Annotated in this window: 13 protein-coding genes; 3 read left to right on the top strand and 10 right to left on the bottom strand. The window is 73.1% G+C overall.

The annotated features are described in order from the left end of the window. The first annotated feature begins 8 nt into the window (after nt 1–8). On the top strand, nt 9–410 hold the full coding sequence (locus ABD52_RS18390) for a hypothetical protein (protein ID WP_047892640.1): 402 nt from the start codon (nt 9–11) through the stop codon (nt 408–410). 15 nt (nt 411–425) lie between these two features. Here the strand turns inward: ABD52_RS18390 and ABD52_RS18385 are convergent, their stop codons facing one another. The 4 genes from ABD52_RS18385 to ABD52_RS18370 all read right to left on the bottom strand — a co-directional run bounded on the left by ABD52_RS18385 (nt 426) and on the right by ABD52_RS18370 (nt 3449). Then, nucleotides 426–896: a ribose-5-phosphate isomerase gene (locus tag ABD52_RS18385; RefSeq protein ID WP_013288048.1), complete on the bottom strand. Its 471-nt coding sequence runs from the start codon at nt 894–896 to the stop codon at nt 426–428. 72 nt (nt 897–968) lie between these two features. Then, a complete protein-coding gene (locus tag ABD52_RS18380; protein WP_047892639.1) occupies nt 969–2168 on the bottom strand; it encodes a DUF1015 family protein in 1200 nt (399 codons plus the stop codon). Nucleotides 2169–2301: 133 nt separating this feature from the next. Further along, on the bottom strand, nt 2302–2646 hold the full coding sequence (locus ABD52_RS18375; RefSeq protein WP_047892638.1) for a hypothetical protein: 345 nt from the start codon (nt 2644–2646) through the stop codon (nt 2302–2304). Between the two features lie 179 nt (nt 2647–2825). Then, nucleotides 2826–3449: a DSBA oxidoreductase gene (locus ABD52_RS18370; protein WP_013475477.1), complete on the bottom strand. Its 624-nt coding sequence runs from the start codon at nt 3447–3449 to the stop codon at nt 2826–2828. Between the two features lie 227 nt (nt 3450–3676). Here ABD52_RS18370 and pepN point away from each other — a divergent pair, with 227 nt between their 5' ends. Continuing rightward, nucleotides 3677–6223, top strand: a complete 2547-nt coding sequence (gene pepN, locus ABD52_RS18365; RefSeq protein WP_047892637.1) for an aminopeptidase N — start codon at nt 3677–3679, stop codon at nt 6221–6223. 139 nt (nt 6224–6362) lie between these two features. On the opposite strand, the gene ABD52_RS18360 is transcribed toward pepN, so the two are convergent. The 3 genes from ABD52_RS18360 to ABD52_RS18350 all read right to left on the bottom strand — a co-directional run bounded on the left by ABD52_RS18360 (nt 6363) and on the right by ABD52_RS18350 (nt 8590). Continuing rightward, entirely contained in the window at nt 6363–6776 is a 414-nt protein-coding gene (locus ABD52_RS18360; RefSeq protein ID WP_013475476.1) for a DUF5130 family protein, read from the bottom strand. Next, nucleotides 6763–7047, bottom strand: coding sequence for a hypothetical protein (locus tag ABD52_RS18355; protein ID WP_026268244.1), 285 nt, complete (start codon nt 7045–7047; stop codon nt 6763–6765). The genes ABD52_RS18360 and ABD52_RS18355 overlap by 14 nt, the downstream gene beginning before the upstream one ends. A gap of 70 nt (nt 7048–7117) precedes the next feature. Further along, on the bottom strand, nt 7118–8590 hold the full coding sequence (locus tag ABD52_RS18350; protein WP_047892636.1) for an amidase: 1473 nt from the start codon (nt 8588–8590) through the stop codon (nt 7118–7120). Nucleotides 8591–8764: 174 nt separating this feature from the next. Between ABD52_RS18350 and ABD52_RS18345 the strand changes: the two genes are divergently transcribed. Further along, on the top strand, nt 8765–9697 hold the full coding sequence (locus ABD52_RS18345; RefSeq protein ID WP_013288056.1) for a dienelactone hydrolase family protein: 933 nt from the start codon (nt 8765–8767) through the stop codon (nt 9695–9697). 45 nt (nt 9698–9742) lie between these two features. Here the strand turns inward: ABD52_RS18345 and ABD52_RS18340 are convergent, their stop codons facing one another. The 3 genes from ABD52_RS18340 to ABD52_RS18330 are packed head-to-tail and all read right to left on the bottom strand — an operon-like array spanning nt 9743 to nt 11684. Next, nucleotides 9743–10738: an amidohydrolase family protein gene (locus tag ABD52_RS18340; RefSeq protein ID WP_013288057.1), complete on the bottom strand. Its 996-nt coding sequence runs from the start codon at nt 10736–10738 to the stop codon at nt 9743–9745. Nucleotides 10739–10741: 3 nt separating this feature from the next. Next, nucleotides 10742–11266 (bottom strand): 3-hydroxyanthranilate 3,4-dioxygenase, encoded by a 525-nt coding sequence (locus ABD52_RS18335; RefSeq protein ID WP_013288058.1) that lies wholly within the window; start codon nt 11264–11266, stop codon nt 10742–10744. Continuing rightward, nucleotides 11259–11684, bottom strand: coding sequence for a RidA family protein (locus ABD52_RS18330; RefSeq protein WP_047892635.1), 426 nt, complete (start codon nt 11682–11684; stop codon nt 11259–11261). The genes ABD52_RS18335 and ABD52_RS18330 overlap by 8 nt, the downstream gene beginning before the upstream one ends. Between the last annotated feature and the right edge of the window lie 37 nt (nt 11685–11721).

Here is an 11721-nt window from a genome sequence, read left to right as displayed (position 1 = left end):
GTCGGGGGATGGGTGAGGCGGAGCGACGGCGACGGCGGCTGCGGCATCACGGCGAGGCCGCCCCGCCGACGGAGACCGCCGGAACCGGTGCCGACGGCACGGGCACCGGCGGCACCACTGCCAGTACGACACCGGTACACGACGACGTGGCACCCCGGTCACCGCGCGGCGGCCGGCCGGGCGAGCCGGAGCCCCGGGGACGCCGCGCCGCCGCGCCCGCCGAGGAGGGCGAGCGCGGGCTGCGCGGGCTGGTCGGCTCCGGTTCGTCGCAGGTGAGCGTGACGGCCGCGCTGCGGGCACGGGACGCCGCCCGCCCCACCGAGGACGACCTCGCCGAGGCCGAGCAGCGCGTGGTGCTCATCCGCCGCAACTGGGTGCCGCGCGAGGAGCTGCCCCGCAACGGGCGGTGAGCCGGAGGCGTCCGCTCAGGCGGGCAGCTCGGGCAGGCGGCGGCTCTGCTCGTAGGCGGCCACCTGCTCGATGCGCCGGCTGTGCCGGGGGTTGCCGGAGAACGGCGTGGTGAGGAACGCCTCGACGAGCGCTGTGGCCTCGTCCAGCGTGTGCTGCCGGGCGCCGATGGCGACGACGTTCGCGTCGTTGTGCTCGCGGGCCAGCTGGGCGGTGTCGACGTTCCAGGCGAGCGCCGCCCGGACGCCCGCGACCTTGTTCGAGGCGATCTGCTCGCCGTTGCCGGAGCCACCGATCACCACGCCGAGGCTGCCCGGGTCGCCGACCACCCGGTCACCGGTGTGCAGGCAGAACGCCGGGTAGTCGTCGTCCGGGTCGAAGACGTGCGGTCCCACGTCGACCACCTCGTAGCCCTGCTTGGCCAGGTGGTTGGCGAGGTGCACCTTCAACTCGAAACCGGCGTGGTCGGATCCCAGGTAGACGCGCATACCGCGCAGTCTGACAGGCCGGCCTCCGGGCCGGCGCGCGGGCGGCGACCCGGAGGCGGATTCGTCACACGGTCAGTGCGGCAGCTCGGCCACGACCAGGCCGGCCCGCGCCTTCGGGGTGAACCAGGTGCTCTTGCGCGGCATCTTCTCCCGGGCCAGGTTCACCGCGACGAAGTCGTCGACAGTCACCGGCGCGACGAGCACCGCCAGCTCGGCCCGGCCGGCGTCGACCTCACCGACGAGCCAGCTCGCCGGGTAGTCGCCGCCCACGTACGTGATCCGCTTGTCGCCCGGGTCGAGGCCCAGCGCGTCGCGCAGCAGCAGGCGCTCGACGAGCGCGTGGTCGAGGTTCTCCAGCCGGGCGGCGCCGACGTGCGGCAGCGTCACCGCGTACCCCCGGCCGCCGAGGTAGAGGTGCACGACGCCGCCGGTGGCCGGCACGTCGACCGGCCCGTCCACCGGGGTGACCTCCGCGCCCGCCGCGCGCAGCCGGTCGAGCAGCTGGTCCGGCGTGGTGGTCAGCTCGCTGACCAGCCGGTTGTAGGGCTGGATGGCGACCGACGCGGGCGTGGTGACCACCGACAGGAAGCGCGGGAAAACGCCGGTCTGCGCGGCCAGGCTGCGGTGGTTGCCGTCCGCGACCACCAGCTCCCCGCCGCCGGCCAGCGCGGTCAGCTCGTCCTGCGCCGGACCCGGGCCGAGCAGCCAGATCGCGTGCGTTCGGCCGGACTGGTCGACGTCCGTCGCGGCGGGCGCGCCGGCCGCGTCGGTCGCCGCCGCGAGCGCGGCGTGCAGCTCGTCGCCCCTACCGGTCTGGAGCAGGAGTACGGGCGAGAGCAGGTGACCGAGCGCCTCGGCCAGCGCGACGCGCTCGCGCACCTTGGCGATGAACACGTCCTCGTTGCGGATCACCAGACCCGGCTCGTCGGCGCGGGTGGAGATCTGGTCGGTGTCGACCATGGCCCACAGCCCGTACGCGCTCTCCTCGCCCGGCGCGCTGATCCGGTAGAGCACCACCACCTGCTCGGCGGGCGTGTAGCTGCCGTCCGCCTTCGCCTCGGCCAGGCGCGCCACCGCGTCCGGCAGCGCGTCGAGGAAGGACTTCCCGAGGCTGCCGGGCGCCCGGTGGGGCATCTCGATGCCCAGGGCGCTGTGCGGATTCGCCTCGACGATGGAGGTGATCTCCGCGTCGTCGGCGAACTCGTCGTAGTTCTGCGCGCCGGTGCCGCCAGTGGTGATCCAGGCCCGGGTGATCGGATGCACGACCGTCATGTCCGCTGACGCTACCCGGGCCCCGATCGGCGCCGCCGCCGGACTCACCCGCTTACCACCAGGTGAAAGGAAGGGCCCCCTCTTAACGCCTCCGGTAGAGGAAGGGCCCCTTCTTAACGCCGGGAAGGGCAGCTCAGGCGGTGGAGTTGCGGTGCCGGCCCGGCGTCGGGCGGCGGGGCGCCGGGGCGGGGCGAGAGCCGGCGTTGAGGCGTACCGTCGTCGCCCCCGCGGCGGCCGGGTGGGCGGCGGCGCCGGGCCGCGACGGCGCGCGGCCGGGGCGGCCGGTCTCGCCCGGCGGTGTCATCCGCGAGGTGGCCACCACCCGGGCCACGCCGACCACGATCGGCGGGGCCAGCAGGTCGGCCACCTCGGCCGGGCCGGCCGGCCAGTCGCTCTCGGTCACCGACCAGTACGTCGCACCGGAGTCCTCGGTCGCCTGCCGCGGCGCGTCGTCGGACATGTGGCGGTGCTTGGCCATGGGAACGCCTCCAGGAGCTGCCGTGTTGCGGCCCCGCGGGCCGTCGGCTGGGACACCCGGTGAAACGAGCCCCGCACCGGCCCGGTGACGGGCGGGTGCGGGGCTCGGGGCGCGCTGCCGGTGTTAAGAAGGTGCCCTTCCTCTACCGGAGGCGTTAAGAAGGGGCCCTTCCTTACCCCTCAGTCGAAGATGGGGCCCTGCTCCCGGGTGCGCTTCAGCTCGTAGAAGCCGGGGGTGCCGGCGACGAGCAGCACGCCGTCCCAGAGGCGGCCGGCCGCCTCGCCCTTCGGCGCCGGGGTGATCACCGGGCCGAAGAAGGCGACCTGCCCGCCGTCCGGACCCGGGGCGTGGATCACCGGGGTGCCCACGTCGGTGCCGACCGGCCGCATGCCCGCCTCGTGGCTGGCCCGCAGCGCCTCGTCGTACTGGGTGGACTCGGCCGCGTCGGCGAGCGCCGGGTCCAGGCCCACCTCGGTGAGCGCGCCCACCAGCATGTCCCGGCCCAGGCCCTCCTTGCCGAGGTGGATCCGGGTGCCCATCGCGGTGTAGAGCTTCGCCAGCGCCTCGGCGCCGTGCGCCTGCTCGACGGCGATGCACACCCGCACCGGGCCCCAGCCGTCGCGCATCAGGTCCCGGTACTCCTCCGGCAGCTCCCGGCCGTCGTTGAGCACGGACAGGCTCATCACGTGGAACCGGATGTCCACATCCCGGACCTGCTCGACCTCCAGCAGCCAACGGGAGGTGATCCACGCCCACGGGCACAGCGGGTCGAACCACATGTCCGCGGTGACACGTTCGGTCACGGTGTTTTCCCTTCACGGCATCGTCGCGCCGGGGACCCGGCGCGGTCACCTCCGATCCTCACCCCGTACCCCGTCGACCGGTACCGGAATGAGAGCGTGACCTCGACCACCGGGAGCGGTCCGTGCATGGAAGACTCGGTTCTCGACGGGCCGTCACGAGCGGCCGGGCAGAACCGGCGCCGCGGGGCGCGGCGAGACGAGTGGGATGGAGACGAACAGTGCCGGGAGTGCGCAACCTGACCCAGGTCGAGGCGACGGAGCGGGCCCGCCTGCTCGAGGTGACCGGGTACGACATCAGCCTTGACCTGTCGACCGCGGTGCAGCCCACCGGTCGCACGTTCCGCTCGGTGACCGAGGTCCGGTTCCGCTGCGCCGAACCGGGGGCGACCACGTTCATCGAGACAGCCGCCGAATCGGTGCGGTCGGCCACACTCAACGGCGAGCCGGTGGACCTGTCCGGCTGGTCCGCCGAGAAGGGACTCACGCTCAGCGGTCTGGCCGCCGAGAACGTGCTGGTGGTCGACGCCGACTTCGGCTACTCCAACAGCGGGCAGGGTCTGCACCGGACCGTCGACCCGGTGGACGGCGAGACCTACCTCTACAGCCAGTTCGAGACCGCCGACGCGCAGAAGGTCTACGCCTGCTTCGACCAGCCCGACCTGAAGAGCGTCTACACCTGGCACGCCACCGTCCCGGACCACTGGCGGGTCGTGTCGAACATGCCGGTGGCCCGCGAGGAGGCCGCCGGTGAGGGCCTGAAGACGGTGCACTTCACCGTGTCGGAGCGGATGAGCACCTACATCACCGCGCTCTGCGCCGGGCCGTACCACGAGGTGCGGCGCACCCACGACGGCATCGACATGGGCTACTTCTGCCGGGCCAGCATGGCCCCGCACATGGACGCCGACGACCTGCACCTGATCACCACGCAGGGCTTCGACTTCTTCCAGGAGAAGTTCGGGGTGCGCTACCCGCTGCCCAAGTACGACCAGCTCTGGGTGCCGGACTTCAACGCCGGCGCGATGGAGAACTTCGGCTGCGTCACGCACGCCGAGTCGCACTACATCTTCCGCTCGCAGGTCACCGACTTCGAGTACGAGCAGCGCGCCAACACGATCCTGCACGAGCTGGCACACATGTGGTTCGGTGACCTGGTCACCATGCGCTGGTGGAACGACCTGTGGCTCAACGAGTCGTTCGCCGAGTGGGCCAGCCACTGGTGCAACACGCACGCCACCCGCTTCACCGACGCCTGGACCACGTTCCTGTCGATCCGCAAGAACTGGGGTTACCGGCAGGACCAGCTCTCCTCCACCCACCCGGTCTACTGCGAGATGCCGGACCTGGAGGCCGTCGAGGTCAACTTCGACGGCATCACGTACGCCAAGGGCGCGAGCGTGCTCAAGCAGCTCGTCGCGTACGTGGGCGAGGAGCCGTTCCTGGCCGGCCTGCGCGCCTACTTCGGCAAGTACGCCTGGGGCAACGCCACGTTCGACGACCTGCTGTCCGAACTGGAGGCGGCCTCCGGCCGGGAGCTGCGCAAGTTCGCCGCCCAGTGGCTGGAGACCGCGCAGGTCAACACGTTGCGCCCGGAGGTGACCATCGGCGCCGACGGCACGTACGAGCGGGTGGTGGTCCGGCAGGAGGCGCCGTCGGCCTACCCGACGCTGCGTACCCACCGCATCGGCGTCGGCCTGTACGACCTGACCGACGGCCGGCTGGTGCGCCGCGAACTGATCGAGACGGACGTGACCGGCGAGCTGACCGAGCTGTCCGAGCTGCACGGCAAGCCGGCCGCCGACGTGCTGCTGCTCAACGACGAGGACCTCACGTACGCCAAGCTGCGGCTGGACGAGCGGTCGATGGCCACTGTGGTGCAGCACATCGCCGGCTTCGACTCGTCGCTGGCCCGGGCGCTGTGCTGGACCGCCGCCTGGGACATGACCCGCGACGCCGAGCTGTCGGCCCGCGACTACGTGGCGCTGGTGCTGGCCGGGCTGACCGCCGAGACCGACATCAACCTGGTGACGGCCACGCTGCGGCAGGCGACCACGGCGCTCACCTTCTACGCCGACCCGGCGTGGGCGCCGACCGGCTGGGCCGACCTGGCCCGTACCGCGCGGACCGCGCTCGCGGCGGCCGAGCCGGGGAGCGGCTTCCAGCTCGCCTGGGCCCGGTCGTACGCCTCGTCGGCCCGCTCCGGTGAGGACCTGGCCACGCTGCGCGGCTGGCTGGACGGCAACGGGGTGCCGGAGGGGCTGACCGTCGACACGGAGCTGCGCTGGACGGTGCTCCAGTCGCTGGTCGCCAACGGCGCGGCCGGTGCCGCCGACGTGGACGCGGAGCTGGCCGGCGACCGTACCGCCAGCGGCGAGCGGGAGGCCGCGTACGCGTACGCGCTGGTGCCGACCGTCGAGAACAAGGCCGCGGTGTGGGCGCTGCTCACCGGCCCGGACGCGCTGCCCAACTGGCGCAACCGGGCGCTGTTGCAGGGCTTCACCCACGCGGCGCAGGTCGAGCTGACCGCGCCCTACCGGGAGCGGTACTTCGCCACGGTGGACCAGGTGTGGGCGCAGCGTGACAGCGAGCCGGCGCAGGAGTTCGTGCAGCTCGCCTACCCGGCGCACCTGGTCGAGGAGGACACCGTCGCGGCCACCGACGCGTGGCTGGCCCAGGACGGCCGGCCGGCGTCGCTGCGGCGGCTGGTCGCCGAGGGCCGCGACGGCGTGGTCCGCGCGCTGAAGGCCCGGGAGCGGGACGCGCGCAGCGCCTGAGTGAGGCACGTCGGCCGGGGCCGGCGCGGGTGGCAGTCCGCGCCGGCCCCGGCCGTTGTCGTGGGCCAGCCCCGCACACACGACGAAGCCCGGCCCACGCGTACGCGGGGCCGGGCTTCGTCGTGTGTGCGGGCGGGGATCAGCCCTTGCCGGCGTGGCTGGCGAGCTGGTCGAGGCCCTGGATGATGCCGCCGGCCAGGTCGCCGCCGCCGAAGGAGGCCACCATGGAGAGCGCGGCCAGCTTGGCGTACGTGTCCGGGATGCGCTTGCGCGCGTACTTGCCGGTGACGATCTCCAGCTGCCGCTGGTTGGGCGACACCGCGATCAGCACCGAGCGGTCCGGGTCGGCGAGCTGGCGGTGCAGCCGCTCGGCGTGCTCCCGGATCGGCTCGTCGAGGCCGCCGACGTAGACCGAGAAGACCAGACCGGTGCCCTGGTCGGCGAGGCGCAGGGCCTCGTCGATGCGGAGCAGCTGACGGGTCGAGAACGGTCCGTCCAGCACCTCGGGCGGGGTGCCCGTCCCCGTCGTGGGCCGCGCTTCACCAACGGTCACTTGCGCCTCCGGTTCCACCGGCCGGCGCCTCCCGGCCGGCCTGCTCCTGCTTGCGGCTGGTCAACGCCGGCGCCTGCGCCCCGGCGGCCAGCGCCGTGCCGGCCGAGTCGGCCAGCTGCTCCGGACGGCCCAGGAACCAGACCGGAGTGAAGTCGAAGGGCCGGCCCGGCCGGTAGCGCTTGGCGCCGCCACCGTTGCCGCGGCTGCCGACGGCCGCCAGGGCGGCGATCAGCAGCACCGCGGCGGCCGGGATGCCGACGAAGACCACCAACGTCTCGGTAACAGACAATCCCAACGCCCCCAGGCGGAAAGAGAGACCAGGAATGGTGCGGGTCGGCCGGTCAGGACCGGTCGCGCCCCACGTCACTTGTGATGTTCACGTTAGCGGAGTCGGCGGCCCGCCAGATTGCGGGGTGCTGATCCCATCCGTCACTCCGGTACTCCAGTTGCGCGGCAGTGGCGAGCAGTGTCGCGTCGTCGCCGTACCGGCCGGTGAGGAGCACCCCGACCGGAAGCCCGTCGGTGGTCCGCCCGAGAGGTAACGAAACGGACGGATCGCCCGTGACGTTGAAGACCGCGCAGTACGGCGAGAAGCGCCGCTGCCGGTCGAAGTCCTCTGCCGGTTCGAGGGCGGCGAACGCGCCCACCGGCGCCTGCGGGGCCGCGAGCGTCGGGCAGAGCAGCAGGTCACACCCGGCGGTACGGCGTACGCCACGGCGTACCTGCGCCTGGAGTTCGCCGAGCGCGGCCATCAGCCGGGCCGCGCCGAGCGCCTCGCCGCGCTCGCGCAGGTATCGGGTCAGTGGCAGCAGGTCGCCCTCCCGCCCGGCCGGGACGGGGGTGACAGCCAGCGCGTACCAGACGGTCTCGAACAGCGGCCACGCCTCGGGGCCGAGCGGCGCGGGGACGTCGACCACCTCGTGGCCGGCGTCGGTGAGCAGCGCGGCGGCCCGGTCGACGGCGGCCACGCAGTCCGGGTGGACCGGTTCGTCGGCGAGCATCGGCGTGGTGAAGCGGCCGACGCGCAGCCGGCCGGGGCCGGTGACGCGGGCGGCGCGGGTGACGCCGAGGTAGCCGTCGGCGGGCGCGGCCGGAGGCAGGTACGGCTCGCCGGGCACCGGGCGGGCGAGCACGTCGAGCAGCGCGGCCACGTCGGCGACGGTGCGGCCGATCGGCCCGTTCACCGGCAGCCCGAAGCCGCCGAAGCCGAGCGGCCCGCCGGAGACCATGCCCCGGCTGGGCTTGTAGCCGACCAGGCCGCAGAGCGCGGCCGGGATGCGCAGCGAGCCGCCGCCGTCGGAGCCCTGCGCCACCGGCACCAGCCCGGCGGCGACCGCGGCTGCCGCGCCGCCGCTGGACCCGCCCGCGGTGTACGCGAGGTCCCACGGGTTTCGGGCCGGCGGCGCCACCAGCCCTTCCGAGTAGAGCGAGCAGCCGAGTTCGGAGGTGGTGGTCTTGCCGAGGCTGACCAGGCCGGCGTCGGCCAGGAGGCGGACCACGTCGGCGTCGACGGGTGGGACGAAGTGGGCGAAGGCCGCGGAGCCGAAGGTGGTGCGGACCCCGGCGGTGAGCGTGAGGTCCTTGATCGCGGTCGGCACCCCGTGCAGCGGGCCGCGCCCCTCGGCCGCGAGCGCGTCGGCGGCACGGGCGGCGCTCCGGGCCTGCTCGGCGGTGACTGTGACGAACGCGCCGACGGTGTCGCCGAGCCCTTCGACCCGGCGCAGGTGGTGCTCGACCAGTTCCAGGCTGGACAGCTCGCCCCGGCGGATCGCGGCGGCCTGCTCCAGCGCGGTCAGGTCGTGCGGCTCGGCCATGCCGTCCATCCTGCCGGTCCGGCGGCCGGGAGGCCGGGCGACACGTCCGACGGCCGGTCCATATGCGGGTGACATGACCGGTTCGGGATGGTCCGCCGGGCGGGCGTGACGCGCAGGATGTGGAGATCGACCAAAGTCGATCGAAGGCCGCCCCACCACCCCGAGGAGCACGCCGTGCACCACGCACCCGGCACACCGGACCGCCCGTCCCGGCTTCCGCGCGCCCTGCGCCCCCTGCTCGCCCTCGCCCTGACCGCCGCCGGCCTCGCCGCCCTGCCGGTGACCCCGGCCGGTGCCGGTGACGGCGGGCCGGCGGCAGCGCTGGCCGCGAACCCCTACGAGCGCGGCCCCGCGCCCACCACCGCCTCCATCGAGGCCACCCGGGGCCCGTTCGCGACCGCCCAGACCACCGTCTCCGCATCGAGCGTCAGCGGCTTCCGCGGTGGCACGATCTACTACCCGACCAGCACCGCCGAGGGCACGTTCGGCGCGGTCGCGATCTCCCCCGGCTTCACCGCCGGCCAGTCGGCAGTCTCCTGGCTCGGGCCGCGGCTGGCCTCGCAGGGCTTCGTGGTCATCACCATCGACACCCTCTCCGTCTACGACCAGCCGGCCAGCCGCGGCACCCAGCTCCTGGCCGCCCTGGACTACCTGACCAACACCAGCGCGGTACGTACCCGGATCGACCGCAACCGGCTCGCCGTGATGGGGCACTCGATGGGCGGCGGCGGCAGCCTGTCGGCGGCGAACGCCCGGCCCGCGCTCCAGGCGGCGATCCCGCTGACCGGCTGGCACACGACGAAGAACTGGTCGTCGGTACGCGTGCCGACGCTCGTCATCGGCGCCGAGAACGACTCGGTGGCACCGGTGTCGTCGCACTCGGAGCCGTTCTACACCAGCCTGCCGGCCACACTGGACAAGGCGTACCTGGAGTTGAACGCGGCCAGCCACTCGGCGCCGACCTCGCCGAACGTGACAGTCGCGAAATACAGCATCTCGTGGCTCAAGCGGTTCGTCGACGACGACACCCGCTACGAGCAGTTCCTCTGCCCGGCGCCTCGCGGCACCGCGATCGAGGAGTACCGGGACACCTGCCCGCACTCCTGAGCCGTTCCGGGTGCGTCTGCCCTCGGCAGACGCACCCGGAGTTCGTCACCGCCCGAGGAACCGCAGCGCGTTGCCGCCGAGCAACGCGTCCCGCTGCGCGTCGGTGAGGAAGTCCGCCCGGTGCACCACCTGGCCGACCGGCCGCTCCCCCAGCGGGTACGGGTAGTCGCTGCCGAGCAGCACCCGCTCGGCGCCCATGGTGTCCACGAGCAGCCGCAGCGCGGCCGGCTCGAAGACCACCGAGTCGACGTGGAACCTGTCGACGTACGAGCTGGGCGGCGCGCTGGACGCGCCGCGCACCAGGTCTCCGCGGCGGTGCCAGGCGTTGTCGGCGCGGCCCAGCCAGAACGGGAAGCTGCCGCCGCCGTGCGCGAAGCAGATCCGCAGCGTGTCCGGCACCCGGTCGAACACGCCGCCGAGGATCAGCGCGAGCACCGACAGGTGCGTCTCGGCCGGCATCCCGGTCAGCCAGCGGGCCATCCACCGGTCCAGCCGGGGGCCGCCGGGCATGTCCCACGGGTGCACGAACACCGGCGCGCCGACCTCGGCGCAGTGGGTCAGGAACTGCACGATGCCCTCGTCGTCCAGGTCCCGGTCGCCGACGTGGTTGCCGATCTCCACGCCGGCGTGCCCCGCCGACAGGCAGCGGTCCAGCTCGGCGCAGGCCGCGTCCGGGTCCTGCAACGGCACCTGGCAGAACGGCACCAGCCGGCCGTTGCCGGCCGCTGTGACCTCCAGCGTGAGGTCGTTGAAGATCCGGGCCACCTTGACCGCCTGGTCAGCCGGTCGGTCGTAGCTGAAGAACACCGGGGTGGGCGAGACGACCTGCACGTCCACGCCGTCGGCCTCCATGTCGGCCAGCCGGGTCGGCGCGTCCCAGCACTGCGCGCCGATCGGGCGGAACTCCGTCTCCCCCACCATGATCATGGCGGCGCGCTCGGAGTCCACCCGCAGCCAGGGCCAGCCGGACCCGCCGCACGCCGCGGCGAGGTCCGGCCACCCCTTCGGTACGACGTGCGTGTGCACGTCCACGACCGGCACGCGTCAGCCCTTGCCCGGGTGCAGCGCGCCGCAGTTGTCGCAGGTACGGGCCTTCTCGTCGGCGTAGAACGCGGCGAAGACCGGGGGCAGGTCGGCGGCGATGTCGCGGACCTGCAACTCCACCTCGTGCACCTTGTGGTGGCACTCGCCGCAGTACCACTGGAACTTCTCCAGCGTGCCCTCCTCGCGGACCCGCTCGATCACCATGCCGATCGAGCCGGCCTCGGGACGCTGCGGCGAGTGCGGCGTGTTGCGCGGCAGCATCCACATCTGCCCCTCGCGCACGTGCACCGTACGCGGGCCCTCGGGCAGCATCAGGTTGATGTGCATGTTGCCCTTGACCTGGTAGAAGAACTCCTCGTACGGGTCGACGTGGAAGTCCGTGCGCTGGTTCGGGCCGCCCACCACCATGACGATGAAGTCGTCGCTGCCGGGCAGCATCTCCTTGTTGCCCACCGGGGGCTTGAGCAGGTGCTGGTTCTCGCCGATCCAGCCGGAGAAGCTGAACGGCTCGGCGATCTCACTCATGGGAACCTCCCGACGGAAGTAGGGCGACGGCCTGCATCTCGATCAGCAGATGCGGATGCGGAAGCTGGTGCACGGCGACTGTGGTCCGGGTCGGCCCGGTGGCGTCGAAGAACTCCGCCCACACCTCGTTGTAGCCGCCGAAGTCGTTCATGTTGACCAGGTAGCTGGTGACCTGCACCAGGTCGTTCAGGTCGGCGCCGACCGAGCGGAGCAGGTCGCGGATGTTCTCGACCACGGCCCGGGTCTGCTCCCGGATGTCCAGGTCGGTGGTGCCGAACTCGTCCACCGACACCCCGGCGAACGTGTTGTCCGTCCGGCGCGACGACGTACCGGAGACGTAGACGAACCCGCCGGCCACCTTGACGTGCGGGAACGCGCCCCGCGGCACGGCCTTCCCGGCCACCACCCGGGCGGTCACGGCAGAACCGCTTTCCGTTCGCGACTGCGGGGCTCGC

The sequence above is a fragment of the Micromonospora sp. RV43 genome, assembly GCF_001029515.1.
Lineage (GTDB): Bacteria > Actinomycetota > Actinomycetes > Mycobacteriales > Micromonosporaceae > Micromonospora > Micromonospora aurantiaca.
Note: the sequence above shows the minus strand (reverse complement) of the source record. Positions and strands in the feature narration are given on the sequence as shown.

Coding starts and splice junctions, on each gene's coding strand:
- ABD52_RS18390 (WP_047892640.1), top strand. CDS start 9: ATGGGTGAGGCGGAGCGACGGCGACGGCGGCTGCGGCATCACGGCGAG.
- ABD52_RS18385 (WP_013288048.1), bottom strand. CDS start 896: ATGCGCGTCTACCTGGGATCCGACCACGCCGGTTTCGAGTTGAAGGTG.
- ABD52_RS18380 (WP_047892639.1), bottom strand. CDS start 2,168: ATGACGGTCGTGCATCCGATCACCCGGGCCTGGATCACCACTGGCGGC.
- ABD52_RS18375 (WP_047892638.1), bottom strand. CDS start 2,646: ATGGCCAAGCACCGCCACATGTCCGACGACGCGCCGCGGCAGGCGACC.
- ABD52_RS18350 (WP_047892636.1), bottom strand. CDS start 8,590: ATGGCCGAGCCGCACGACCTGACCGCGCTGGAGCAGGCCGCCGCGATC.
- ABD52_RS18335 (WP_013288058.1), bottom strand. CDS start 11,266: ATGAGTGAGATCGCCGAGCCGTTCAGCTTCTCCGGCTGGATCGGCGAG.